Source organism: Marinomonas dokdonensis (assembly GCF_052747885.1).
The window spans coordinates 758,944-784,243 of record NZ_JBRAND010000001.1; the positions used below are offsets into that span (position 1 = coordinate 758,944).

Below are 25,300 nucleotides of genomic sequence, written 5' to 3' on the forward strand. Positions count from 1 at the left end.
GTGCCTCCTAAAGGCAAGAACCACAAGTCTTCTTTTGTCGGTATGAATGATGAAATAAGCTGCTCCTGTCTTTTAATGTGGGTATCTTGTTAGTAGACGATTTTATCTCGGCCGCTATGTTTGGCTTCGTACAGACGGCTATCGGCTTGTTCTATCAGCTTCTCGATATCTATCATGTCACCAGAACTCATACTGGAAACACCAAAACTCATGGTGACATGTTCGTTATCTCCAACCAAGGTGTTCGCAAAGGCGTCTCGTATCATGTTTAATCGACTGACCACTTGCTCTAGATTGGTGTTTACAAACACTAGGACAAATTCTTCACCACCGTATCGAGCAACGATATCAATCCCTGAGCGGATGTGGCTAGACAAGTGTTCAGCCACCTGTACCAATACTTGATCCCCAACCCCATGACCATATTTGTCATTAAAGTCTTTAAAATAATCAATATCACAAAGTACCAACATGAGCGACTGCCCCTGACGCTGGGCTCGTTCAGACACAAAACTGAACTCTTGCTTAAGGCCGCGACGGTTGTATAGATTCGTCAACTCATCTTTCACCGAAGACTCTAGCAAGGTTTCGTTTTCATCTTTTAGATAAGAAGTTCGCTCTGCCACTTTCTGCTCAAGATTTTGCAGCACATCATCCAGCGCAGAGGCCATGCCCTTGAGGCCTTGGTTTAACGAATTAATTTCACGTACGCCACTAATGGAATCCGGCAGATGCTTAATACTTTTAACATTGTTGTCATGGGCTACATTATCGAGCAAACGAATCGGCTTGCCGATATACCACGCTAAGAGCGAGCCCACCAAAGCGATACAAATAAAAAGTATTAGGGTGATCATGATCGTAATATAGGTGTAATCGCTGAGCACATTCCTATGATAAGTGCTGGGAATGAGCACTCCTAGCAACCAAGTTTTACCATAATCAAATTCGATCGGATGAACATAGTAAATATATTCTTCGCCCTGCTGATCCAGTTGATAAGCGCCTTCTTCGAGATGCTCACTTGCCATACGGAACAAAGCATTTGGGTGATCCGCTAAACTTACTCGCTGGGTAACACCTGAATCAAACGAAAATAAAGGGCTGTCCGCTGAGGATGCCACCAAGTCGCCATTTTGCTCGGCAAGGAAGAGGTAGCCTTGCTCGATCATATCCAAGGATTTTAGATAGTTATCAAATTCACTCAGTGCAACGCTCGTTGCCGTCACACCAAGCAATTCTTGTTGATCGTTATAAATAGCAGCCGATAGCGTCACCCCTAGGGTATCAAAACCATAGTAACGCTCGATTTCCCCCCACACAGGTGTGGTTTTCCCTAGTGCATCTTGATAAAAAGGACGCTTACGTGGGTCATAACTAAAGACGATATCTTGCTGGCGCTTTTCTCCAACCCCTTGTTGAGGATCGTACTCATAGCCTTCCATGGTTAGAGGTTGATTCACAAAATTCGCTGAGACATGGTGACTGTAATCTTCTTTGAAAGGAGATTGAACAGAATTGATATAACGACCATCTGTCGTGGCCATGGAAATAAACGTCATTTGAGGGTGTTGCAGAGCCTGCTCATGAAAACGTATCGCAGCACGCTGTAAATCATTAATATCATGAGGTCTATCGGTATAAGCAAGCTGGTTGATTTCAACGATACGTTGTAACGGTGCCATAAAGTGATGCAGTCTTTCCTGCACTCGATTTTCGACTTCATGGATATATTGCAAACCCACTTTATTGGCAATACTGGCAAAGCTTACCGTCGCCACATAATACATGATCGCCCCAGACAATAACGCTAGGACGACAAAGGGCAGGATGATTAACCTACGTAAAGGAATTGACCTCACAACCATGCTCCACTCACAATTCTATGTGATAAAAAAAATACAATTCAGACAGCCTGTCTATTGGAATAAGGTGAACTCTTATCAAAACTGACAATACAACGGGCGGATCGATATTAAAAAAGCAATCCATAATACGATAAGGAAACGGCTGAACCAAGAAATGACTTTGTCTAATTCCCTGCATTTCCGTTACCATCCACCCAAGTACCTCAAAAATTATACTACGAGCCCCAGCAAACACTATGAACGAAGCATTGAAAATTCGCCTAATGACCCTTTTATTGAAACTTCTAGGCGCCTTGTGTGTTGTTGTGGTACTTATTTATGCGATTAAGCATTTTGGTACTCAATATGCCCAAGAGCAGATCGATGCTAGGCTCAAGGAAAGTAGCCTCAATGAGTTTGTACATTATGAAGAAATTCATTTTAACCCCTTAACCCTCACTCCCTCTTTAGAGCAAGTCACTCTTGGCGCAAAATCTGCTCCTTGGCTGCGTTTAGCTCGGGTATCATTCAACCATTACCCTCTTTTCCAGCCGGATCTAGACATTGATTTTTGGATCGCTGAAAGCCCAGTCGCAGAGCTTTCACGAGATTCGGCACGCATCATGAGAACGCTAGGGTTGGAGACTCTGTTGGGTAAAGGACACTTCTCCTCAACGAAAAATGAAGACCACTTAGCCTCTTATCTGGCACTGGACATTAAAGACTTGGGACGGATCGTGTGGGACAGCCAAACTCAGCTGACTAAGCCAAATGAGTCCATCAGCACTATGCGTACCGACCTACTGGCCTCATTGGCACTAGGCCAACCAGAAGCCATGCTGATACTGTATGGAGAGCATGTTGCTTTTGAAGAGGTACGCATTCGTTATCAAGAAAACGGCATGATAGAGCACTTATTACTCGCCTCCGATATGGCAAACTACAGTGATAATGATCTCAACTATTTAATTCAAGCCGCGAGTGAAACGTTGGGATTAGCGCCTCTTGGTAGCCCAGAAGCACAGCAAATTGCCGAGACTTTCCTAGCTTTCATTAAGCAGCCCGAAAGCCTAACCCTCACTATGAAACCAGATCAAGCGCTTGATTTAAAAAACATTACGCTATTATTAGGTGATAAAAACCTATATCAGCAAGCCAATATGCAATTGTCACTGGATTAAGCACTATAGCCGTCCCGTTAGCTCACGGGGCGGCTATTAATATAAGATAGGGTTACTGATAGGCCTGATTAGAAGTGGCCTTGGCGACGCCTTTCACCATGCGTACAATGCTCCAGATCCACACCCCGAGCAGTACTAGGTAGCCGACAAAAAATAGCGTTAATATCAAGCCAACAAGGCTCCACAAGATTCCCCACCAAAAGGTGCTGATAATATTGCGATAGTGCCCCTCAAAAAAAGTGCCTCTGGCATCACTCACCTTCACCATGGCCCAAATGGCGCCAATCAGCCAAAACACCCCAGTAAAGATTCCCAGCAGCATAAAAATATAGGCAATCACGACATGACTTTTCGCCTCTTCTTCCCGGCGGGTTAAAGACCGAGGGGGCTTATTAGGGTCAAACTCTTGATCGGGTTCAAAATCCGATAAATCCATTTCCACTTCCTCTTGATGACTTATTAACTGTATCTTGGTGCGTTTATTTTCTTTTCAATAATGCTATGGTCTCAAGCAGGCTATTTCAGGCAAATTAAAGGAGACGTATGACAGACGTAACCATCTTGGTAGACGTGCAAAATATTTACTACACCACCCGCCAAACTTTCGGCCGTCCTTTTGATTACAATGCGTTTTGGCGACAAGCGACAGAAGGCCGTAATGTAGTAAAAGCTATCGCCTATGCCATCGACCGTGGAGACGAAAAGCAACGTCAATTTCAAAATATTTTGCGTGCCATTGGCTTTGAGGTAAAGCTCAAGCCTTTTATCCAGCGTGCAGATGGTTCCGCCAAGGGCGATTGGGATGTGGGCATTGCATTAGATGGAATAGAGTATGGCCAACAAGCAGATATTGTCGTACTGGCCTCGGGTGACGGCGACTTTGATTTGCTGGTCAAAAAACTCCGCGACAAGCACCAAACACAAGTCGAGGTTTATGGCGCAGAACCGTTAACCGCCCAATCTCTCGCCCAAGCAGCCAATCGCTTTATTCCCATAGACGATAGCTTATTATTAAAATAAGCCTTAAAAGAAAGTTTCCACAAACAAGGCTTCTACCTTGTCACGAGCCCAAGGTGTTTTACGCAAAAACTTCAGGCTCGATTTCACAGATGGGTCACTTTTAAAGCAATTAATGTTGATCCGAAAAGACAACTCTTCCCAACCATAGTGCTCGACTAAATCCGTCACCACTTTTTCCAATTTCACACCGTGCAAAGGGTTATTAGGTTGTTCAGTTGTCATAGTATTCCAGATTCCAAAGAAGATAAGATAGACAACTAGTATACCTGAATCCCCACCCCTTAATGCTCTCTACCAGAGCTTTTCGACAGCTTTGCAAAATACCACGACAATATTTGACTAATAAGGCAAAAGCCCGAAAAATAGAGGCAACTAAAGGAGACAACAAAATGGGTATTTTATCCGGCCTTAAAGGCCTATTCAGCGGTGGCGAAAGCGCCCCTGCTAAAACTGAAGAAGCTGTTGAATACAAAGGCTTTCAAATCATTCCCGCGCCGATCAATGAAGGCGGACAATATCGCGTTGCCGCCAGCATCACCAAGGGTGAAGGCGAGGAGCAACAAGTTCATCAGTTTATTCGCTCGGACATTATTCCAAGCCGTGATGAATGCATCGAGATCACCATGCGCAAAACTAAAATGACCATAGACCAGCTGGGTGATCGTATCTTCGGCTAGCCAGTAACAACAAGGGGATGGTGATGAGCGACCTAGGTAAAACTTGGCAACAAGTCAGCGATAAGCAAGACTTCTTAGGCCCTAATTATCGCGCTCGCACCTTCACCTTTGCTGGCGCGTCACAACCTATAGTACACACCACTCTTGTTCAACACTTGGGTGAAATCACCAGCCCCAAAGCCATCCTGTATATCCATGGCTACACGGACTACTTTTTCCAAACTGGCCTAGCCGATTTCTTTGTACAACTAGGCTATCGTTTCTACGCCCTAGATTTACAAGGTTATGGTCGTTCACTGCGCCCCTACCTGCCACCCAACTGGTGCAGTAGCATAGAACAATACAGCCAAGATATAGATATCGCCCTAGCCACCCTATACCAAGATGGCGTTCGCGACGTTAGCCTGTTGGCGCACTCCACCGGTGGATTAGTGGCTGCCAGCTACCTTTCCCAGACAATAAGCAAGGCCGAGCGTGAGCAGCATTATGGCTTACCTTTGGCAGACATTAAGCACCTTATTCTCAATAGTCCATTCTTGGCGATGCCCTTTGCACCCAAGACTCTAAAACTCTTGAGCAAACCTTTACCTTGGTTACTAACGGCTTTATCGCGCTTCTCCATTCAAGCCAAAAGCCCCACCATGTACGCTCAAACCCTACACACAAAATTTGCCGGGCAATGGGACTATCGACTCGACTGGAAGCCCGCAGAAGGTTACCCGCTGTCTTTTCACTGGTTAAAACAGATCAACATCGCCCAGCGAAAACTCAGCCAGAGCAAGATCTTACTACCGACGCTGTTATGCCACTCACAAACCAGCACCATAGGTAAAAACAGCGTAGAAGCAATGCAACAGGGAGATGGCGTATTAGATGTTCACAGCATGCAAGAGGCCGCTGAGCAAGTCTTTACCCAGCTAACCAAAGCCAGTATCCCTAAGGGCTACCATGACTTGTACTTGTCACAAGAAGAGGCACAGCAGGCATTTCTACTCGCCATGCAAAACTGGTTGCAAGGCTTAGAGTCACAAACGCCCTCCGCAAACCTTTAAAACTTATGCCCCTTGCTTCGCCATTACCCAATCTAGCAAACAAGTGGGCAATAAACGACGCATCATACCCGCACCATAAGTAGGTAATGTCACATAATAGCGAGCTCTAGGACGCGGCGACTCTAAAGCATGAATGAGCTTTTTCACCACAGCGCTGGCTGGCAAAGTTTGAGACGACACAGGGCCTTCTTTACTCAAACGCTCAATCGCTTCTTCATATCCCGCTTGGTGACGACTGTTCTTAACATCGATATTCTTCTTTAAAGCGGCCAAAGCATTGGGGCGAAACTTACTCTCAATTGGACCCGGCTCAATTAAACTCACCTTAATCGGTGAATCCATCAGCTCCAACCGCATGGTATCCGTCAGCCCTTCTAAAGCAAACTTACTGGCGTTATAGGCTCCTCGAAACGGCGCTGCCACCAGCCCTAGTACCGAACTGTTATTCACAACTCGACCGTAGCCTTGTTCATGCATCAGCTTCAATACCAAACAGGTTAACTCGTGCGAGCCAAAGAAATTGCTTTCAAACTGCTCCTTTAACACCGCTACAGGCAAATCTTCCACCGCACCGGGTTGTCCATAAGCTCCATTATTAAACAGCGCATACAAACTTCCTTGAGTAATCTCTAACGTGTCTTTAAGGCCTTGTGCGATAGAAGCCGAATCCGCCAAATCCAATTGCACCACATGCTCAATACCCTCAGCCTTCAGACGCTCCACATCCTCCTGCTTGCGACAACTGGCCACCACTAGAAAGTTCCGCTCTTGCAGCATCTTCGCTGCTTCCAACCCAATACCACTAGAACACCCTGTGATTAACACCGAATAACGCATACCAACCTCAACCCTTAAACCAAACTAGAATGACTCAAAACTACGGCAAAACGACCCATCGATAAACCCCTTTTTCCATCCCCCAACTAAATTGACGAATAGCCTGTTGGCACTTTCTCCATCTCCCCCTACGGCTTTGACGAATGACCTGTTGGCGTTTTTATGAGGTAGGCGCTAGTTTCGAAATAAAACGTCAACACGGGCATGCAGTCACATCACCTTCTTGAAAGCCACATTTCCAGCGTAATTAAGAAACAAAAAAACCGACTACTCATTACTGAATAGTCGGTTTTGCAAAGACAAACTTAGGGTTATCCCAAAGCTTGAGAATGATGCTCTAAGTGATCTTCAATAAAACTAGCAATGAAGAAATAACTGTGATCATAACCCGGCTGACGACGCAAAATCAGCGGGTGTTTGACCTTCTCACAAGCGGCTTCTAGTGCTTCAGGCTTAAGCTGCTCCACCAAGAAATTATCCGCTTCACCTTGATCCACCAACAAAGGCAAACGTTCCTCTGCATTAGCGATTAAGCAGCTAGCATCCCACTCTTGCCAAACCTCTTTATTGTCACCTAAATATCCCGTAAAAGCCTTCTCACCCCAAGGGCAAGCCACCGGATTTGTAATCGGCGCAAAAGCAGAAACCGACTGATAACGCCCCGGATTCTTCAAAGCACAAATAAGCGCCCCATGCCCCCCCATAGAATGACCAGAAATAGAACGCTTATCCGTGACTGGGAAATTCGCTTCAATCAATGAAGGTAACTCATCCACCACATAATCGTACATGCGGTAAGTGTCCGAATAAGGGGCTACCGTAGCATTCACGTAAAACCCAGCTCCAGAGCCGAAGTCATAACTTTCATGCTCATTAGGGTAATCCGAACCTCGGGGGCTAGTGTCTGGACAGACAATGGCCAAACCTAACTCAGCGGCTTTACGAAACGCCCCTGCTTTTTGAATGAAGTTCTCATCCGTACAAGTTAAACCCGACAACCAGTAAAGCACAGGAACCGATTGCAACTCAGTTTGCGGCGGCAAAAAAATAGCAAACGTCATGTCTCCCGATACACTGCTACTTTCATGACGGTAGCGTTTTAGCCAACCATCAAAGCACTTGGTGCTGGATAATAATTCCATACTGCATTCCTTCTAAAATATTGAGCCTAACCCATGGTTAGGCTCAAACAGTCGCTTACTGATCGAACAAAATAACCGTACGAATACTCTTACCTTCATGCATCAAATCAAAGGCTTTGTTGATGTCTTCAAGACCCATAGTGTGTGTCACAAATGGATCGATTTCGATCTTACCTTGCATGTAATCTTCTACATATCCTGGTAACTGACTACGACCTTTAACACCACCAAATGCCGAGCCTTTCCAAACACGACCTGTTACCAACTGGAATGGACGAGTTGAGATTTCTTGACCCGCGCCAGCGACACCAATGATGATGGATTCGCCCCAGCCTTTATGACAACACTCAAGGGCTTGGCGCATGATTTGAACATTACCAATACACTCAAAAGAGTAGTCCACACCGCCATCAGTCATATCCACAATCACTTGCTGAATTGGCGCTTCAAACTCTTTCGGGTTAACGCAATCGGTCGCACCAAATTGTTTCGCCATTTCGAATTTAGATTCATTAATATCAATGGCAATAATGCGTGATGCACCCGCCATGCGAGCACCCTGAATCACAGATAAGCCAATGCCACCTAGACCAAATACCGCTACCGTCGCACCTTCTTCAACTTTCGCTGTATTCAACACAGCACCGATACCCGTGGTGATACCACAACCTAGCAAACAAACTTTCTCTAGTGGGGCATCCACATGGATTTTCGCTAAAGAAATCTCTGGCACAACACTGTATTCAGAGAAAGTAGAGGTGCCCATGTAGTGGAAAATTGGCTCACCATTAATGCTGAAACGACTAGTACCGTCTGGCATTAAGCCTTTACCCTGGGTTTCACGGACCGCCTGACACAAGTTGGTTTTACCAGACGTACAGAACTTACACTCACCACATTCCGCCGTGTAAAGAGGAATAACATGATCGCCAGGTTGTAGCGTAGTGACGCCTTCCCCTACCGCTTCAACAACACCCGCCCCTTCGTGACCTAAGATCGCTGGGAAAATACCTTCTGGATCTTCACCCGATAAAGTAAACGCATCGGTGTGACAGACACCCGTCGCCACCATGCGTACTAGGACTTCTCCAGCTTGTGGGTCTTGAACATCGACTTCTTCAATTTTAAGAGGTTGGCCCGGGCCCCATGCGACAGCAGCTTTACATTTCATTGTTTTCTCCAAAGGTGTGTTTAACAGTGTTTCGTTAGTTGGCATAAACGCCATTCATTGCAGTCTACTCTCATCTGATTAAAGCGATAATCCTTAGTTTAGAAAATGATTATTGCCATACAGCAACAATCAACTGACAATTCTCCCATAAATGCGATAATCTACTTTTTTAACTAAGAGAGACTGTAGGATGAAAAACTGGGAAGCCATGGAAGCCTTTATTGAAGTGGTGCGCCAAGGCAGCTTTTCAGCGGCGGCGTCGCAGCTCAATGTGTCCCCTTCCCACATTAGTCGGCTGATTACCCAGCTTGAATCCGAACTCAGCTGCACCCTACTCTTTCGCACCACACGACGCATTCGCCTTAGTGAAGCCGGAGAGCTTTACTACCAACATTGCCGAGGTCTACCAGAAACCCTAAGCAGTGCCGAAGAAGTGGTCTCTACCTTGAACCAAGCCCCTGTTGGGGCCTTCAAGATGACCTGTGCTACCACCTTTGGGGAACGATTTATAGCCCCCTTGATGAATGACTTTTTGATCAGCCATCCGAAGATAGAGCTCGACCTTCATCTCACTAACCGAGAAGTGGATATTATCGAAGAAGGTTACGATCTGGCCATTCGAATGGGGTCGCTAAAAGACTCCAGCCATTTGTCCCGTCGCTTATGTGAACGTGAAGAATTTCTCTGCGCTTCGAAGGAATACGTTGCCCAACACGGCATGCCCCATACACTTGCAGAGCTCAGCAAACACCACTGTTTAAGTGGCTCTAAGAATTACTGGCTGTTTCAACAAAACGGCCAGCGTAAAGAAGTAAAAACCCAAAGTTCTTGGCGCAGTAATTCCGGGCCTGCGCTGCTTGATGCGGTTCGTAAGGGATTAGGTATTGCACAGTTACCGGATTATTATGTACAGGAAGACTTGGCCCGTGGCCAACTCATTGCGCTGCTCCCTCAATACCAATACCCCTACAGTGGCGTGTGGCTGGTGTACCCAAAAGTTCGACATTCCTCACCTAAGTTGCAACGTATTTGTGATTATCTAATACAACACGTTCAAACCCATAAATAGGCAAAATTACGGCTATCTTCCAGAAAATTCCTAGATAACCTAAGAACTAACCCTAAACTAGGCAATAAAGATTAGCTTGTTATTTGAAGCAACCACTGTTAGATTTCGCTCGCCTCGTTTACTAATAAGTTTATGAAACAACGCTATTTACCCATACTCTTCCTTTGCTGGTTGGCTTATTTCACCGTACCACTGATCAATAACATCGGTGTCTTTAACGGTGTTTACGTCATGCTCTGTGCCACCAAAGGGGTAATGATTCACCAAGCGCCAACAACGCTAACCGACGTACATGCACATCATCACAACCACCATGACCATCAGCAAATGCTGCAATCTGTTGCAGATTCTGGGGCTGATCAGCTAGATCAAACGGCTGATGATCACGAGGCCCTAGGCTGCCCATGTATTCACTTTTTTTGTAACATCAAGTTCCATTTAGAGACCCAAACGGCACTATTAAAAGCCGCGTCACCAGTTCTTCTGCATATTCAGGCTCAGCCTACCTCAAAAATCTACCGTTTACAGGCTCGTGGCCCACCGCCCTATCAGCACGCTTTAATCCCATTATTGAACATCACCTAGCGCCCTCATAAATTTTGGGTGCTTAGGTCTATTTAGCCCCAAAATTTGGAAGGATCTTAACCATGTTTGGTTCCAAATCTTTTTATATGTCAGTCTGGCGCTGGCACTTTTTCGCAGGCCTATACGTTGTGCCTTTTTTAATCATGCTATCAGTCACTGGCTTGATAATGCTCTACGCACCATTGCTAGAACGCGCTTTAAACACTCATCTTTTTCATGTGGATGCAGTGACAGATCAAGCCATTACCTATCAGCAACAGTACGAATTGGTACAAGCTCATTATCCTGATAGCACTGTGTCACAATTCTTTTTACCTGCCACAGAAAATGAAAGCACCCGCTTTCAGGTCAAGGCATCCGGTGACACGCTATCAGTATTTGTCGACCCTTATAAAGGCGAAGTGCTGGGTGACCTAAGCATTAGCCAATCCCTGCTGGCTTGGGGAGAAAATACCCATAGCAGTTTTATGGTGGGCGCGACGGGCGAGCGGATGATCGAAGTGGCAGCCAGCCTAACCATCTTACTTATCCTGACAGGGGTGTTTTTATGGTGGCCTGCCAAAGGTGAGTCCAAGGTCAAAGCGGCGACCACCATAAGTAAGCAAGGCGGGCGCGTTTTCTGGCGCGACCTACACAGCGTCGTCGGTGTATGGGCGGCGCTGATTCTATTGTTTTACTGTGTTTCAGGACTTTCTTGGGCCTCTCTTTGGGGTGGTCAAATGACTCAGGCTTGGAGCACATTTCCTATGGAGAAAAGAGCCTCCAGCGTGTCGTCGACTCTTACCCATGAAGACTTAAATGTGAAAGGTCTCAAACAAATGCCTTGGGGACTAGAGCAAGCGCCATTGCCAGAATCCACCAGCACTGGCCCTACCAGCCTTACCCTAGACCAAGTGGTTGCGGATGCCAAAGCGCTAGGCTTCACCCAGTTCCAAGTGCATTTCCCTAAAAATGAGGTGGGTGTTTATACTGCTACCGCCAGCACCATGGGCAAGGACATAACCAATGCTTGGGATGATAGAACAGTGCATTTTGACCAATACTCGGGAGAACTGCTTGTCGATGTGGGCTTTGCGGATTACAACGCTTTTGCAAAATCCATGGCCGCAGGGGTCGCCCTACACATGGGGCAATTTGGCCTATGGAACCTTATCGCCTCCACCTTATTTGCTCTCTCAGTGATTGTGCTGTGTATTTCCGGTGTGATTATGTGGTGGAAGCGTCGTCCTAGTGCTCAATTTGCTCTGTCACCACCGCCAGTACCGAAAAACTTTGCTCGTTGGAAACATGCGGTATGGTTGTTACTGCCAATTTCCTTACTCTTTCCCATGGCGGCAGTGGCCATTGCTGCGGCGGTCGTTTTTGATATTTTGGCGCAAATGATAGTTCCGAAAGTGCGTAATATCTGGGCTTAAACTTAGCTAATAACTCAGCAAATAACCCAGACCATAAACTGTCAGCAAAGTCTTGCTGACAGTTTGCCTTGGTGGCGACCATGGCATCTCTGTGATTAAATAGTCGCTTCATTTGTAAAGAAGAAAAGCTCATGTTTTCCCAGCAAGACCTAGTGCAAGTCGCTCGTCAAACCATGCCTTTTGGTAAATACCAAGGCCGTGTGTTGATTGATTTACCAGAAGCCTATTTGTTGTGGTTTTCTCATGAAGGTTGGCCGAGTGGCAATCTTGGTCAATGGCTGCAATTAGCGCTAGAGATCAAAATCAATGGCTTAGAAAAAATCGTCGACCCATTGCGCGCCCCCGTCACAAAGCAAGCAGATGAGCCCAAAGTGCGGATTCGCTTTGATGAAGAATAAAGCCTAGCTGGCTTTATTGCGTTCAAATTGCAAAACACCGTCAATATCTCCTACACACTGAAAGCCTGAGCGCTCAGCGACTTTAATCGAAGCGACATTGTCTGTTTTGACTTGAGCAGTAAAGGGCTGATCAAACACCACAAAGAGTGCTTGTAGCATGGCCTGCGCTACCCCTCTCCCTCTAGCGGTTGGGGCAACCGTCCAAGATAATTCCCAACTGTCAGCTTCTTTGTCCGCCCGACAACTGCCCACGGCTTCACCCGATAACTCGGCGATCCATATGCGACGCTGCTCTGGCATGGTCAAAGAGGCTTTCAGCCAGGTTAAATGAGACGCCAAGTCGATTTCTGCTGTGGTCAATGAGGCTTGTCGAGTAGAGATATGGTTTCGCCAGCTTAATAACAGCTCAGCGTCGCTAAACTCGGCATCACGCAATTGAATGTCGACTGTATTCACCTAAATCACCTCTATCTCATGCATTTATTTTTGGCTAAAAAAACCTAAAATTAAGTATACACCTGTGAGGATTCCAACTTCACCTAATATGCCAGAGGGATCATTTTAATGGACATTCGCATCGACGATTTAAGCCGCCCAAAAGTTACTGGCGTAAAAAAGCCGACTTGCGTCGGCTTAGGTAAAGCTCAAAGCTAAGATTCGATAAAGCTACAAACCTCCATGGGTAAGCTTGGCAGGATCGAGTAACTTAAGAAGCTCCTCGCGGCTAAGCTCGGTGGCTTCTTCTGCCACATCGACAATAGGTCGACCATCTTTATAAGCTTTTTTAGCAATTTCCGCGGCCTTGGCATAACCAATAATAGGGTTAAGTGCTGTCACCAAAATTGGGTTTCTATGCAAAGCTTCGTTTAGCTTGTCTTCATTGACCGTTAGTGTCGCAATGGCGCTGTCTGCCAATAACTGACCACTGTTTGCCAACAATTTGATACTGCTGAGCAGATTTTTTGCGATCACAGGTAGCATGACATTCAACTCAAAGTTACCTGACTGACCACCGATAGTGATGGCCGCATCGTTACCAATAACTTGTGCCGCCACCATGGCCGTTGCCTCTGGAATCACTGGATTGACCTTGCCCGGCATAATAGAAGAGCCCGGTTGTAAGGCTTGCAGAGTAATTTCACCAAGGCCTGCCAATGGGCCAGAGTTCATCCAACGTAAGTCATTGGCGATTTTCATATAGGTCACCGCCAGCGCTTTAAGCTGGCCCGATAAGGCCACTGCCGTATCTTGTGAGCCGATTAAAGCAAAGAAGTTATCACCAGGGGAAAAGGTCACTTGTGTTAAATCTGATAACTCTTGTGCAAACAAGGCTGCAAACTCAGGGTGAGCATTTATGCCAGTACCTACCGCTGTACCGCCTTGTGCTAAACGGCTAGTTTTCTGAGTCAGCGCACTTAGATTATCAATATTATCTTGCAATTGAGCCGCCCAAGCATCAAAGGTTTGATCCAAGCGTACCGGCATAGCATCCATCAAATGGGTGCGTCCCGTTTTGGTGTAACCCTTTAGGGTCTGGCCTTTTTCAACGATGGTTTGTTTTAAATGCTGCAGTGCAGGCAATAAATGCCCAACCAATTCTAGGGTGGCGCTTACGTGAATAGCACTGGGGATAACATCATTACTACTTTGACCAAAATTCACATGGTCATTGGCGCCAACCGCTTTGTCATAGAAACGGCTCGCCAAGGTGGCAATCACTTCATTGGCATTCATATTAGAACTGGTGCCAGAACCGGTTTGGAACACATCGACCGGAAAGTGTGTCATCAATTGCTCATCATTTAATAGCTCATCACAAGCATTCTGAATGGCTTGGGACAACTCAGGACTAAGGCACTCTAGCTTTTCATTCGCTCGTGCCGCGGCGGCTTTAATCATGATTAAGGAGCGAATAAAGGCTTCCGGCATGGGCTCGTCACTGATCGGGAAATTATTGATCGCTCGCTGGGTTTGGGCACCATATAGGGCCTCAGCAGGAACGTTTAACTCACCCATACTGTCTTTTTCAATGCGCATTTTCATTCTTTAATAGTTTCCTTCTTGCTCAAACGACGACATAAAATAGTGACTCAGCACTCGTAAACTATGCTCCATCTTGAAGTAGCATTTCGCGTCTTGGTAAGTCACGATCAGGTGCTTGATATTCGACAGTGGCACATACACCTTGTCTAAACAAGTTTGACGCCAATGCCTCGATACACTGCTATCACACACAGTATCTAGCAATACGTAAAATACCCGCTGGTGTAACTTAGCCGCTTCGACCACATCCAGTCGTTCAGCGTACTCTTCGGTAAGATTGAGATAGTGATAGAGCACTTCAGGAGAGTCGGCACACTGGCCACCTTGAATGGTTTGCTCAAGAACGGAGAACGGAATGAAATAATGGCTCATAGACTTTACCTGCTGAAGACATTAATGATAACTATTATCAATAATGGACACCCACCCAGAGACTGTCAAGCCGTTGATAACGATTCTTATTAAAATTAATGTAAAGTCCGTTCCAGAAATGTAAAAGCCCCCTAACACTATTACGCATTAGAGGGCTTAAAATTACTTCAAAAGCAATAACTTAGTGGTGGTGACCACCTACGCCATGGGCATGACCATGGGCAATTTCGTCATTCGTTGCTTCACGAGCACTCACAATCTCAACATTGAAAGTAAGGTCTTTGCCAGACAATGGATGGTTTAAATCTACCATGGCATGTTTCAAACCGGCTTTAATCACGGTCACTTGGCGCATGCCTTTGTCGGTTTGCACCATAGCAACCATGCCCGCTTTCCAGCGTTTCGCGCCTTGCAAGTGTTTGACCGGCACTTGTTGAGTACGGTCTTCATGGCGCTCGCCATAAGCGTCAGCACAAGCGACAGTCACTTCAAATTCGTCACCTACTTCACGCCCTTCCATGGCTTTTTCAAGACCAGGAATCACATTGCCATGGCCGTGAAGGTAAGCGGCTGGGTCTTTACCTGCAGATGTTTCTAATAAGTTCTCACCATCACGCAAGGTGTAGTGAAACTGCACAACTTGATTGTCAGCTATGGACATATCATTTCCTCTTAAATATTTCTTAGCCCACTCGTTAAAGAGTATGAGCGGTTATTGATCGCGCCATTATAGAAGTATGTTAGATACTTCACTAGAACAGCGAAAATTCTAAAGAATCTTCGGTCACTATGATGTCTTTGACCATGCTTGCCGCCGTTTTTTCAAATGGCGAATGATCCAGCACATAAACCGGGTGCTGATCGAAATACTGGGCAAGGGCTTTTTCAAAGTCACCGTGTAACGAGCCCAGAACCGAGCGCAACATGTTCTCGCTGAAGCTCGCCCCTTGCACCTGAATATTGGTCACTTTCGGAGCGACTAAATACAAGCGGTCTTCTTCGATACGAACCCCAGATTCAAACGATGGTAACAACTGAGTGGTAATTTCAAACTCTTGTCCGAAAGCCTTTAAGCGCCCCTTCATATCAGACACCATGTCCACCATGACTAAGCCACCATCGCGATCCGTAAGATCAATGCTGGCAGACTTTACCAAGAGCTCAAGGTTTAGCGTGTGGCCATCCAGCAAGACTTCAATCTGATTGGTCTGCGGGTTAGCCAATTGCTTAGCCACCTCTTCATTTAATTCCGTTTCACTGATGCGAAAACTGTTGCAGCCTGAAATCGCCAAAGATGACACCAATACGGCTAACAAAAACCCAAAGCGGGGAAAACTCATAACCTTCTCCTTAAGATCAGCCTAAGACTGACCACGCATTTCATACCAAAAACGCATAAAGTCTTCCGTCACTTTTTGCTCGATATCCACCACTTCATTGGTTGGACAAAACAAAGATACGGTAAATACATTGTAACCTTCTGGGGTGGTGGTGATTCGTACCCTTGGCTCAGGGCCAGAAATATTAATGTCCAAACGCTTTTCGATTAGGCTGTTATAACGAATGGCCACTTCATGAAAGTGTTCGCTGTATTCACGAATTTTGCCCAGGATTTGATCCTTAATCATAAACAAATTCACTTCATCCGACAGTCTAGAAATCGAAAAGGTATGGGTCACATAACGGCGCATATAATTTAAGTTTTGTACCGTATGGGTCAATAGCAAGCTGTTTGGCACCACAGTGGTACGCCCCGTATAACCATAACTGCCGCCTTTCAAATCTACTTCAAAAAGTGTCGTAGAAAGCCAATCGCTGTCGGTCACTTCCCCTTCATAGTTGGCGATGCGCACCCAGTCCCCCACTTGATACGGACGCGTGCTAGCACGATAAAACGCTCCGACGATACAAGCGAGAAACTCTTTCGTGGCAATCACTAACGCCACCATGAAGGCGGCAATAGAAATGGCAATATTTTGTAATTCTGAGGCCCAGATTAAAACAAAACCGACCACCAACAATAGATTAAACAGGTTATCCACGGCATTGATGCGCTGGCGTTTTTTGTCGTGCTCAAATTTAGGATGCTGACGAATGACCCGCTTCGTATAACGACGAATAATATAGGACAAGACAATCCAACTCAGAGTAAGAGTGATTTCAATATTGTCCGTTAAAATGGAGAAATCGATTTGGGACAGATCAATAACCATGCAAAACTTTTCCATGAATAAGCTACGAATTTAGCCCGCCACTTTACCAATCATTGAGGCAATCAACAAATAAAAGCACTAGACAAGGCAAAAAATAATACTGTATATTTGTACAGTATTATTTTTCCACGAGGTGGACCATGCCAGTCGTTATTAAATACGTTGTAGAACGTGATGGAATCGAAAAAATGACCTTTACGTCGAAAGCTGAAGCCGATGCCTATGACAAACTCTTAGACACGGCAGATGCCCTGTATGACCTGTTAGAAGGTAGCGAACTCATTACTGAACCTAAGCAGACGGAAGCCCTTGCTATGTTCCTAGCCGAACAGAAAGAGCCATTACTGGAAGCACTAGGCAGTAAGAAGAAATCCTCTACCAAAACCAAAAAAGCTGCACCGAAAAAATCGCCGCAGCTTGAGTTAGCCGATGAATCACAACGCAAAACCTTGGAAGACATTGTGATTGAGCCAGATGAAGATGCTCTCTACGAAGAGGACAGCAGCACAGGCTTTAGCGATGATACATCATTCGACACAGAGGATGCCGCCTAGCGCTGAACGAGTTTTAGTCTTGTGGCGCTTCAGACTCTGAAGCGTCATCTTCTTCACTCGCAGGACGAGGCTGACGCTGGGCAGGTGTGGCAATGATTTCCACATAAAAGCTTGCCCATTGCTGGCTTTCAGCAAAGCTGATTTTGTCATTAATTTGCGCCACATGAAGTACTTCTGCGCCTTCTTCACGCTCACCAAACTTGCAATCAAAACCCCAATAATCGGCATATTCAGGCAGACGCTTGTTGCGTTCGCGCTTTAGGTACTTGCGGATATCAGCTTTCGCGGCTTCGATCAAACGTGGGTAGGCAATTTTTGGGTGAGACAGTGTGAATGTTTTTTTCATTGGTATCCTAGAGGGTAGGTGGCAAGCTGGATAATTCCTCTTGCTAAGGGAGGCATGATAACGGATTCGCTCTAGAACAGCCATGTATCTGCGGGGCCGAGACCCCACAAATCTACATCACCTAGATGATTAAGCCGCTTTTTTAAGGGCTTTTTTCAACTTAGCGATTTTAGCTTTTTGCTTAACAACTTTTTCTTTACGTGCTGCGATTTCTTTTTTTAGCTCTTTCTTAACTGCTTTAAGATCTTTCTTAGCCACGTTGGACTCCTTATTGTTATAAAAATGTATGACCTCGCAAAAGCGAGACAACCACCATAAATCATCTTGCAGCAGGGGGAAACAGATTAGGTAAAATTGTCATTAAAACTTAATATTGTCGAAATAGCATAGTAACAAACACACAATTTTCACCCTAAGTTATTTATTTCCATCACATTTTTGTATTTTATTCCGCGCTCTAAAAGTAAGCTTTCTTCTCTTGGTAGCTATTTTTTATATGATCAATTAATAAACGCAGCTTTTCAGGAAGGTACTTGGTGTAAGGGTAAAGAGCATAGACCCCTAAACGTCTTGGCTGATAGTCAGGCAATAAACTGATCAAAGTGCCCTGCTGTAAATCCTCATACACGCAACATTTCGGTACGTAAACAATACCGAAACCAGCCAAAGCCGCCTTACGTAACGCTTGGGCATTATTGGTGGCAAAGTTGCCATCGATACGAACACTTTTTTCTTCCCCTTGATGATGAAAGCGCCAATCGAATGAGCCTTTGGCTTGGTAGGTATAAGCCAGACAGTTGTGCTGTTTTAGCGCTTCTAGGTTTTCTGGCGAGCCGTGCTGGTTAAGATATTGTGGCGAGCAACATACCACCCAGCTGGATTCGATCAAGGGCTGGGCAATTAAACTGGAGTCTTCCAAAATACCAGTTCGAATGGCTAAGTCTAGACCCTCACCCACCAGATCGACAAAGTCATTTTCCAAGCGCATGTCCACTTTGATATTAGGGTGCCGCTGACAAAACTCTGCTATTGCTTCGGCCAGCAACAACTCACCCGAAATCGTCGGTACCGACATTTTTATGGTGCCGCTTAAGCCATACCGAAACGCCGATACATTGGCAATGGCATCACTGACTTGGCCATCAATGTTTTTACCTGACACATAAAGACTTTCCCCCGCTTCTGTTAAATTTAGGCGCCGGGTGGTGCGGTGAATAAGTTGCACCCCTAAGTCTTGCTCTAGCTTACTGATACGTTTACTTAGAGCGGGGGTCGATAAACCCACCAGCTTAGCCGCCTTATTAAAAGAGCCTTGCTCCGCTACTCGGACAAACAATGACAAATCACTGGCATTCATATTATTACGTCGCTTTGGGAAATAGTTTATTAGTTTATGTCGTATTTATTATAAATCAACTTGTCGCTATAGTGTGCTTAGGATTAGTAAAAGGAGTCTGTTGATGCGTCTTAAAGATTGTCATAATTTTCATGATTTTCGCACCCTTGCCAAGAAACGCTTGCCAAGCCCCATCTTCAATTACATAGATGGTGGCTCTGATGATGAAAGCACCTATCGCCGTAATACACAGGCTTTTGAGAGCTGTGATCTGGTGCCCAGTGTATTAACAGGCGTACAAGACGTGGATTTGTCTGTGACCGTCATGGGACAAAAGCTGGATCTGCCAATATATTGCTCGCCAACGGCACTACAACGCTTATTTCACCATGAAGGTGAAAGAGCCGTGGCAGGTGCGGCGGAAAAATACGGCACCATGTTTGGCGTCTCCTCCCTTGGTACCGTCAGCATGGAAGAGATCGCCAAGCAGACCAATACCCCACAGGTTTACCAGTTTTACTTTCACAAAGATCGTGACCTAAACCGTGCCATGATGCAGCGCGCCAAAGATGCTGGTGTACAGGTTATGATGCTCACGGTGGACTCCATTACCGGTGGTAACCGTGAACGTGATCTGCGCACAGGTTTTTCCATCCCCTTTCGCCTAACGCTTGGGGGCATGCTGCAATTTGTACTGAAACCCATGTGGGGCATCAACTATGTGACTCACGAGAAATTCCGCCTCCCCCAGCTTGATGAACACATCAATATGGGCAGTGGCGCCACCTCGATAGGTGACTACTTTACCAACATGCTCGACCCTTCCATGAACTGGGATGATGTCGCTGAAATGGTGAAATTCTGGGATGGTCAGTTTTGTCTAAAAGGCGTTATGAGCCGTGAAGATGCGCGCCGCGCCGTCGAAATCGGCTGTACCGGCATTATCATTTCCAATCATGGCGGCCGCCAGCTCGATGGCTCGCGTAGCTCTTTTGATCAACTGGCGGAAATCGTTGATGAGGTGGGCGATGAAATAGACGTTATTTTTGACAGTGGCGTACAGCGTGGCACCCATGTCCTAAAAGCTTTATCTCTCGGCGCGAAAGCGGTCGGCATTGGTCGTATGTACCTTTACCCACTGGCAGCCGCCGGACAACCCGGTGTAGAGCGAGCGTTAGGTCTAATGAAAGCAGAGCTAGAGCGTGACATGAAGCTGATGGGCAAAACCTCCATTGACCAGCTCAGCCCAGAGAATCTACGTTTTAGAAATTAGTCATACTGTCGTCCTTTATGGCGTAACCAACCATGGGGGTGCTTGCCTCTTGGATCTTTATGGGTCCAGTGCAGCACACCGCCATGTTTGTTCCATTCATACTCTCCATAAAAAGCCACCTTGTCTCCCACCCCTAAGCGATTGATACGTGGCGCCAAGTCAATATTGTGGGCCACTAATAAGGTTTGTTTGCTATCCAACTGAAGAATAAATCTTTGATGTTGTGAGCCTTTGGTGTCGTCGGATAACAGTCGAATCACCACACCTTCACCCTGTACCTGTAAATCACTTATTTTATGGTCGAACGCCTGTTTTAGTTGGGCATCATTTGCCCAAACCATTGGACTAAAAAGTGTTAAGCAAAGCATAAAACGCAAAATAAACTTCAACATTACAAGCTTTCTCCTTTATGCTGTTGTGCTCAATATCATTGTTGAGTTGCCCTTAAGCATGCCCTAACGGACCACTCAGCTCCAATAAGAATTATCAGATAGGCTAAGTTTGCAGCACTCTAAGACAAAAAATTTCACCACCATTTCCGATGTCGCCAAATACGCTAAAGTTGGAAAAACCAGCGTTTCTCGCTACCTCAATGGTGAACAGGAAAAAATGTCCAAGGCCCTGCGTGAACGAATTGCCCAAGCGATAGAACAGCTTGATTATCGCCCTAACCATTCCGCAAGAATGCTGCGGGCAGGACAGTCTAAGCTCATCGGCTTGCTACTTGCTGACGTGACCAATCCCTACTCCATTGAAGTCTTGCAAGGCATAGAGCAAGTATGTCGCCGCCAAGGTTACATGCTGATGGTGTGTAACACAGACCATGAGAGCTCTTTGCAAGACCAATATCTAAGCCTACTGGATGCCCACCGCGTTGATGGCATTATTATCAACACCGCCAGCATTAGCTCAGCCCAGATGGACAGTTTCAGCAAGATAGCCTGTCCTATGGTGCTGGTTGATAGAGTGAACACCACCCTAGAAGTAGACTCCGTTGGTTTAAATAATAGAGAAGCGGCCCAGCAAGGCATTGCCCATTTAAAAGCTCAATCTTACCAAGCGGTTTTAGTGGTGAGCGAAACACTGGCCATTGCCCCACGCCAAGAAAGAGCACAAGCCCTTGCCGACTTTGCCAGCGCCAACCCAGACATTCATTACCAGCTCACTGAAGTGGATAAACAAGATGAGGCGTTACTCGTCACCAGCATTGAGCGTTTTCTGGCTGAAAATCCAACCAAGAAATGTGCCATTTTTACCACCAATGGCGTAGCAACCATGTGGGTCGCAAAAGCCCTCAAAAAGCTCAACCTAAAAGTGGGGCAAGACATTGGCCTAAGCGGCATTGATGACCCAGAATGGGCGGAGTTATTTGAAGGCGGTATTACCGTCATGCGCCAGCCCACTCGCCTCATAGGGGAAACCGCCTGCGAGCGTTTACTTAGCCGCATTCAAGGCAATAACGAAGCCCCACAGCACATTGAGCTTAGTGCAGAACTTATCATTCGTCAGTCCACCTAACAGCCACTTTTGCGACTCTTAACCATGCATACAGAGCCTCTAAAAGGCTATTAAATTTGTTTTTGGAACCGATTCCATGATATTGTCCTGCGACTAAAAATTGCTCAATATTATGTAATCTGCGATAAATAGCCCAAGTAACCTCAGGTTACTCAGGATGCAGAGACTAAAACGATAATTACAAATAGGAATCTCATTATGCAAAGCAGCCAAACTAAATCTTTTGTCACCCTAGGTGAAGCAATGGCTTTGTTTGTTGCCAAAACGCCCGGCAAACTTTCTGATGTTGAAGAATTCAGCCGCTCTTTAGCCGGCGCAGAAGTCAACGTTGCGATTGGTATGGCCCGTCTTGGCTTTGAGTCAACGTATCTGAGTAAAGTGGGCGATGACTGCTTTGGTGAGTATGTGCGTAATGCGATCAGCAAAGAAGGCATCAGCACAGATAATATTTCCCTAAGCCCAGAGCAAGCGACTGGCTTTATGTTGAAATCCAACGTTACCGATGGCAGTGATCCGATCACTCAGTATTTCCGTCGTAACTCTGCGGCCAGTACGTTAAGCGCTAGCGACATTAAAGCAGACCTATTCAAGCCCGGTGCTCACCTGCACATTACAGGTGTTGCTGCTGCCATTTCTGAAACCGTACGTGATGCTATCAAGCAGGCGATCAGTTTTGCAAAAGAGCAAGGTTGCAGCATTTCTTTCGATACTAACTTGCGCCCTGCACTTTGGTCCGACAGCCAGGTAATGGTCGATACCATCAATGAATTTGCCTTCAACAGCGATATCATCTTGCCGGGTATCGAAGAAGGCCTGATCCTTATGGGCAGTGAAGAGCCTGAAGAAATTGCGGACTTTTACCTAAACAATGGTGCCAAAGCTGTTGTGGTGAAACTTGGCAGTAAAGGCGCTTACTACAAAACTCGCAGCGGTGATTCCGGCGTTGTTGCAGGCTTCCCAGTTGCTCAAGTGGTAGACACTGTTGGCGCAGGAGACAGTTTTGCGGCCGGCGTGATCTCTGCTCTACTTGATGGCAAAGACATGGAACAAGCGGCACGTCGCGGTAACCTACTAGGTTCCATGACAGTACAAGTGAGCGGTGACAGTGAAGCCTTGCCGACTCGCGCACAGCTGCAACTACTAGAAGGCTAAGTCCTATGAAAAAGAAAGTGCTGCTTTATAAAACGCTTCCCGCCGAGGCCATGGCTCGCTTAGCGCAACATGCTGAGATTAGCCAGTTCACCGGTCTGGATGACAATAATAAAGCCGCTTTCTTTGACGCCCTTGCTACTACAGACGGTATCATCGGCTCTAGTATAATGATGGGGCCTGACATACTTGATCAGGCACCTCAATTGAAAGCCGTATCGACTATTTCCGTTGGTACGGATCAATTTGATCATGATTACCTTGCCAAACGTGGCATTCCCTTAATGCACACCCCAGGGGTTCTTGACGAAACCACGGCCGATACTCTGTTTACACTCATTATGTGCACCGCCCGCCGAGCCGTAGAGTTGGCCAATATGGTTCGCGAAGGTCGCTGGACAAAAAACATAACGTCTGAGCATTTTGGTACGGACATACACGGTAAAACCCTTGGTATTATTGGCATGGGACGCATTGGCTATGCGATCGCCAAACGCGCTCACCTAGGCTTTGATATGCCAATTCAATACTGCAATCGTAGCCGTAAAGTCGAAGCGGAAGAAAACCTCAATGCTGTCTACACAGACATGGCAACGCTACTGAAGACGTCCGACTTTGTCTGTGTGATGACACCTCTCACCCAAGAAACCCAAGGTTTAATTGGCGCCAAAGAATTTGCCATGATGAAACCCAGCGCTATTTTCATTAACGGCTCTCGCGGTAAAGTCATCGATGAAGCAGCTCTGGTTGAGGCGCTAAAAGAAGGCAGCATACGTGCCGCAGGCTTAGATGTTTTTGAGGTGGAACCTCTACCCGCCAGTTCACCACTGTGTGAATTAGACAATGCCGTCCTCTTTCCACACATTGGCTCCGCCACCCAAGAAACCCGAGACAGCATGGCGGCTTGCGCTGTGGACAATCTTATTAATGCCCTCAACGGTGACATCAGCGCTAATTGCGCCAATGGCCACCTGCTGAAACCTTAACCCTACTAAGGGTTACCACTCTTGCGCTAAAAGCTCGTGAATAAAGCTCAATTTTTCGCGTACCGCGGGCACCAAAACGAATGGGTATAAGTCTGGCTGTCCCATACTGCGGTTAAGCGTGTTCACCGCAAAGGTTAAGGGTAGATACTGGGCCAACATATCCTCAAAATTGCTATGTCGATATGGGTTAATATTAACCATTACGGCCAATTGGCTTTGTTGCGGGTCAAGGGGCGACAAGCTAAAGCCAAACTGACTAGCTGTCTCCAAGGTGTCGACAATATGCAGATAGTGCGCCCAAGTTTCCGCCCAATCTTCCCACGGATGTGAAGAGGCATAAACACTAACAAAAGCGTCCTGCCAGTTTTCTAAAGGGGTCTCATAGTGCTTTTCAAGGGACTCACCGTAATCGGCCCTTTCATCACCAAACAATGCTCGAAAGCTTGCCAGAGTTGCCTCATCGGTGGCCACCAGCTGGTCCCAGTAATAATGCCCAACCTCATGACGAAAATGGCCAATCAGTGTGCGATAAGACTCTTTCATGTTCTCACGCATTTCTTCTCGGTCGGACGCTTTCGCCTCGGCAGCATTAATCGTCACCTGACCAAGGGCATGACCTGTTGTCGCTTGGGCATCCTCAGGGATGACGTTTTCTTCCGAAATAAAATCGAACGACAAGCCGTCTTCAGGGTCTTCTTGCTTACTAATAATAGGCAAATCAAGCTGCAATAATGAATACACCAACTGGTGCTTGGCAAACTCTAATTGTTGCCAGGCTTGGCGTTGTTCAATGCGACCTAAATTCGGAATATGGCGGTTTAATTCACAAGCCATACAAAGGTCACCAGCTTCACCTTCTAGTAACCAGTTGCACACATTATGTTGGTGGTTATCACAGTAACGCCATAGTCGTTTCGGCTCGACGTTATCCGCTAAGGCATGAAAACCGTCCGCGACAGGCTCTAGGGCGCTCAATGTCATTAAGTCAGCAATAAAGCCGAGCGGTGAGTTACATTGCTCACAAAGGGTGTTTTCAAACAGCAAGGTTTGCTGACATTTTTGACAACTGAAAATCTTCATAGGGCCCCTTCTTACTAAGCTCAATTAGCCTAATAA

30 protein-coding genes are annotated in these 25,300 nt (G+C 46.2%); 13 read left to right on the top strand and 17 right to left on the bottom strand.

What is annotated here, in order from left to right; translation table 11 throughout:
* Positions 1 to 89: 89 nt before the first annotated feature.
* A complete protein-coding gene (locus ACUM5Y_RS03545) occupies positions 90 to 1,862 on the bottom strand; it encodes a sensor domain-containing diguanylate cyclase (RefSeq protein WP_445975470.1) in 1,773 nt (590 codons plus the stop codon).
* Between the two features lie 242 nt (positions 1,863 to 2,104).
* Between ACUM5Y_RS03545 and ACUM5Y_RS03550 the strand changes: the two genes are divergently transcribed.
* Positions 2,105 to 3,028: an aq_1923 C-terminal domain gene (locus tag ACUM5Y_RS03550; RefSeq protein ID WP_445975471.1), complete on the top strand. Its 924-nt coding sequence runs from the start codon at positions 2,105 to 2,107 to the stop codon at positions 3,026 to 3,028.
* Positions 3,029 to 3,080: 52 nt separating this feature from the next.
* Here the strand turns inward: ACUM5Y_RS03550 and ACUM5Y_RS03555 are convergent, their stop codons facing one another.
* Complete coding sequence (locus tag ACUM5Y_RS03555; protein WP_445975472.1) at positions 3,081 to 3,464, bottom strand: DUF4870 family protein; 384 nt, start codon at positions 3,462 to 3,464, stop codon at positions 3,081 to 3,083.
* 107 nt (positions 3,465 to 3,571) lie between these two features.
* On the opposite strand from ACUM5Y_RS03555, the gene ACUM5Y_RS03560 reads away from it, so the two are divergent.
* Positions 3,572 to 4,048: a LabA-like NYN domain-containing protein gene (locus tag ACUM5Y_RS03560; protein WP_445975473.1), complete on the top strand. Its 477-nt coding sequence runs from the start codon at positions 3,572 to 3,574 to the stop codon at positions 4,046 to 4,048.
* Positions 4,049 to 4,051: 3 nt separating this feature from the next.
* On the opposite strand, the gene ACUM5Y_RS03565 is transcribed toward ACUM5Y_RS03560, so the two are convergent.
* On the bottom strand, positions 4,052 to 4,270 hold the full coding sequence (locus ACUM5Y_RS03565; protein WP_445975474.1) for a VF530 family protein: 219 nt from the start codon (positions 4,268 to 4,270) through the stop codon (positions 4,052 to 4,054).
* Between the two features lie 167 nt (positions 4,271 to 4,437).
* On the opposite strand from ACUM5Y_RS03565, the gene ACUM5Y_RS03570 reads away from it, so the two are divergent.
* Positions 4,438 to 4,725 carry an HlyU family transcriptional regulator gene (locus ACUM5Y_RS03570; protein WP_445975475.1) on the top strand — a complete coding sequence of 96 codons (288 nt, stop codon included), beginning with the start codon at positions 4,438 to 4,440 and terminating at the stop codon, positions 4,723 to 4,725.
* A 23-nt stretch (positions 4,726 to 4,748) separates the two neighbouring features.
* On the top strand, positions 4,749 to 5,777 hold the full coding sequence (locus ACUM5Y_RS03575; RefSeq protein ID WP_445975476.1) for an alpha/beta hydrolase: 1,029 nt from the start codon (positions 4,749 to 4,751) through the stop codon (positions 5,775 to 5,777).
* A 3-nt stretch (positions 5,778 to 5,780) separates the two neighbouring features.
* Here ACUM5Y_RS03575 and ACUM5Y_RS03580 read toward each other — a convergent pair whose 3' ends face one another.
* From ACUM5Y_RS03580 to ACUM5Y_RS03590, 3 genes are all read right to left on the bottom strand, one after another.
* A complete protein-coding gene (locus ACUM5Y_RS03580) occupies positions 5,781 to 6,614 on the bottom strand; it encodes an SDR family NAD(P)-dependent oxidoreductase (RefSeq protein ID WP_445975477.1) in 834 nt (277 codons plus the stop codon).
* A gap of 311 nt (positions 6,615 to 6,925) precedes the next feature.
* Positions 6,926 to 7,756, bottom strand: coding sequence for an S-formylglutathione hydrolase (fghA, locus tag ACUM5Y_RS03585; protein WP_445975478.1), 831 nt, complete (start codon positions 7,754 to 7,756; stop codon positions 6,926 to 6,928).
* 55 nt (positions 7,757 to 7,811) lie between these two features.
* The gene (locus ACUM5Y_RS03590) at positions 7,812 to 8,927 is read right to left on the bottom strand and encodes an S-(hydroxymethyl)glutathione dehydrogenase/class III alcohol dehydrogenase (RefSeq protein WP_445975479.1); all 1,116 of its coding nucleotides are present in this window, start codon (positions 8,925 to 8,927) and stop codon (positions 7,812 to 7,814) included.
* A gap of 190 nt (positions 8,928 to 9,117) precedes the next feature.
* Between ACUM5Y_RS03590 and ACUM5Y_RS03595 the strand changes: the two genes are divergently transcribed.
* The 4 genes from ACUM5Y_RS03595 to ACUM5Y_RS03610 all read left to right on the top strand — a co-directional run bounded on the left by ACUM5Y_RS03595 (position 9,118) and on the right by ACUM5Y_RS03610 (position 12,394).
* On the top strand, positions 9,118 to 9,996 hold the full coding sequence (locus tag ACUM5Y_RS03595; RefSeq protein WP_445975480.1) for a LysR family transcriptional regulator: 879 nt from the start codon (positions 9,118 to 9,120) through the stop codon (positions 9,994 to 9,996).
* Between the two features lie 132 nt (positions 9,997 to 10,128).
* On the top strand, positions 10,129 to 10,581 hold the full coding sequence (locus ACUM5Y_RS03600) for a hypothetical protein (protein ID WP_445975481.1): 453 nt from the start codon (positions 10,129 to 10,131) through the stop codon (positions 10,579 to 10,581).
* A 62-nt stretch (positions 10,582 to 10,643) separates the two neighbouring features.
* Positions 10,644 to 11,996, top strand: coding sequence for a PepSY-associated TM helix domain-containing protein (locus ACUM5Y_RS03605; protein ID WP_445975482.1), 1,353 nt, complete (start codon positions 10,644 to 10,646; stop codon positions 11,994 to 11,996).
* Positions 11,997 to 12,127: 131 nt separating this feature from the next.
* On the top strand, positions 12,128 to 12,394 hold the full coding sequence (locus ACUM5Y_RS03610) for a DUF3820 family protein (RefSeq protein ID WP_445975483.1): 267 nt from the start codon (positions 12,128 to 12,130) through the stop codon (positions 12,392 to 12,394).
* Positions 12,395 to 12,397: 3 nt separating this feature from the next.
* Here ACUM5Y_RS03610 and ACUM5Y_RS03615 read toward each other — a convergent pair whose 3' ends face one another.
* From ACUM5Y_RS03615 to ACUM5Y_RS03640, 6 genes are all read right to left on the bottom strand, one after another.
* Positions 12,398 to 12,850: a GNAT family N-acetyltransferase gene (locus ACUM5Y_RS03615; RefSeq protein ID WP_445975484.1), complete on the bottom strand. Its 453-nt coding sequence runs from the start codon at positions 12,848 to 12,850 to the stop codon at positions 12,398 to 12,400.
* Between the two features lie 210 nt (positions 12,851 to 13,060).
* Positions 13,061 to 14,437, bottom strand: coding sequence for a class II fumarate hydratase (locus ACUM5Y_RS03620; protein ID WP_445975485.1), 1,377 nt, complete (start codon positions 14,435 to 14,437; stop codon positions 13,061 to 13,063).
* Between the two features lie 3 nt (positions 14,438 to 14,440).
* The gene (locus ACUM5Y_RS03625; protein ID WP_445975486.1) at positions 14,441 to 14,809 is read right to left on the bottom strand and encodes a hypothetical protein; all 369 of its coding nucleotides are present in this window, start codon (positions 14,807 to 14,809) and stop codon (positions 14,441 to 14,443) included.
* Positions 14,810 to 14,990: 181 nt separating this feature from the next.
* A complete protein-coding gene (locus ACUM5Y_RS03630) occupies positions 14,991 to 15,470 on the bottom strand; it encodes an FKBP-type peptidyl-prolyl cis-trans isomerase (protein ID WP_445975487.1) in 480 nt (159 codons plus the stop codon).
* 91 nt (positions 15,471 to 15,561) lie between these two features.
* Positions 15,562 to 16,149, bottom strand: a complete 588-nt coding sequence (locus tag ACUM5Y_RS03635) for a DUF1439 domain-containing protein (protein WP_445975488.1) — start codon at positions 16,147 to 16,149, stop codon at positions 15,562 to 15,564.
* A 21-nt stretch (positions 16,150 to 16,170) separates the two neighbouring features.
* A complete protein-coding gene (locus ACUM5Y_RS03640) occupies positions 16,171 to 17,022 on the bottom strand; it encodes a mechanosensitive ion channel family protein (RefSeq protein ID WP_445975489.1) in 852 nt (283 codons plus the stop codon).
* 140 nt (positions 17,023 to 17,162) lie between these two features.
* Here ACUM5Y_RS03640 and ACUM5Y_RS03645 point away from each other — a divergent pair, with 140 nt between their 5' ends.
* Positions 17,163 to 17,576, top strand: coding sequence for a YebG family protein (locus ACUM5Y_RS03645; protein ID WP_445975490.1), 414 nt, complete (start codon positions 17,163 to 17,165; stop codon positions 17,574 to 17,576).
* A gap of 13 nt (positions 17,577 to 17,589) precedes the next feature.
* On the opposite strand, the gene ACUM5Y_RS03650 is transcribed toward ACUM5Y_RS03645, so the two are convergent.
* The 3 genes from ACUM5Y_RS03650 to ACUM5Y_RS03660 all read right to left on the bottom strand — a co-directional run bounded on the left by ACUM5Y_RS03650 (position 17,590) and on the right by ACUM5Y_RS03660 (position 19,279).
* Positions 17,590 to 17,922, bottom strand: a complete 333-nt coding sequence (locus tag ACUM5Y_RS03650; RefSeq protein ID WP_445975491.1) for a DUF6172 family protein — start codon at positions 17,920 to 17,922, stop codon at positions 17,590 to 17,592.
* A 129-nt stretch (positions 17,923 to 18,051) separates the two neighbouring features.
* Positions 18,052 to 18,180 carry a hypothetical protein gene (locus ACUM5Y_RS03655; RefSeq protein ID WP_445975492.1) on the bottom strand — a complete coding sequence of 43 codons (129 nt, stop codon included), beginning with the start codon at positions 18,178 to 18,180 and terminating at the stop codon, positions 18,052 to 18,054.
* A 199-nt stretch (positions 18,181 to 18,379) separates the two neighbouring features.
* Positions 18,380 to 19,279, bottom strand: a complete 900-nt coding sequence (locus ACUM5Y_RS03660) for a LysR family transcriptional regulator (RefSeq protein WP_445975493.1) — start codon at positions 19,277 to 19,279, stop codon at positions 18,380 to 18,382.
* A gap of 103 nt (positions 19,280 to 19,382) precedes the next feature.
* Here ACUM5Y_RS03660 and ACUM5Y_RS03665 point away from each other — a divergent pair, with 103 nt between their 5' ends.
* Positions 19,383 to 20,531, top strand: coding sequence for an alpha-hydroxy acid oxidase (locus tag ACUM5Y_RS03665; RefSeq protein WP_445975494.1), 1,149 nt, complete (start codon positions 19,383 to 19,385; stop codon positions 20,529 to 20,531).
* On the opposite strand, the gene ACUM5Y_RS03670 is transcribed toward ACUM5Y_RS03665, so the two are convergent.
* Positions 20,528 to 20,923 (bottom strand): DUF3465 domain-containing protein, encoded by a 396-nt coding sequence (locus tag ACUM5Y_RS03670; protein ID WP_445975495.1) that lies wholly within the window; start codon positions 20,921 to 20,923, stop codon positions 20,528 to 20,530. The two genes, ACUM5Y_RS03665 and ACUM5Y_RS03670, sit on opposite strands and share 4 nt — an antisense overlap.
* A 109-nt stretch (positions 20,924 to 21,032) precedes the next feature.
* Between ACUM5Y_RS03670 and ACUM5Y_RS03675 the strand changes: the two genes are divergently transcribed.
* The 3 genes from ACUM5Y_RS03675 (at position 21,033) to ACUM5Y_RS03685 (ending at position 24,184) form a co-directional block, all read left to right on the top strand.
* Positions 21,033 to 22,049 (top strand): LacI family DNA-binding transcriptional regulator, encoded by a 1,017-nt coding sequence (locus ACUM5Y_RS03675; RefSeq protein ID WP_445975496.1) that lies wholly within the window; start codon positions 21,033 to 21,035, stop codon positions 22,047 to 22,049.
* A 198-nt stretch (positions 22,050 to 22,247) separates the two neighbouring features.
* Entirely contained in the window at positions 22,248 to 23,201 is a 954-nt protein-coding gene (locus ACUM5Y_RS03680) for a sugar kinase (RefSeq protein ID WP_445975497.1), read from the top strand.
* A 5-nt stretch (positions 23,202 to 23,206) separates the two neighbouring features.
* Positions 23,207 to 24,184, top strand: coding sequence for a 2-hydroxyacid dehydrogenase (locus ACUM5Y_RS03685; protein ID WP_445975498.1), 978 nt, complete (start codon positions 23,207 to 23,209; stop codon positions 24,182 to 24,184).
* A 12-nt stretch (positions 24,185 to 24,196) separates the two neighbouring features.
* Here the strand turns inward: ACUM5Y_RS03685 and ACUM5Y_RS03690 are convergent, their stop codons facing one another.
* Entirely contained in the window at positions 24,197 to 25,264 is a 1,068-nt protein-coding gene (locus ACUM5Y_RS03690) for a zinc-binding metallopeptidase family protein (protein WP_445975499.1), read from the bottom strand.
* Between the last annotated feature and the right edge of the window lie 36 nt (positions 25,265 to 25,300).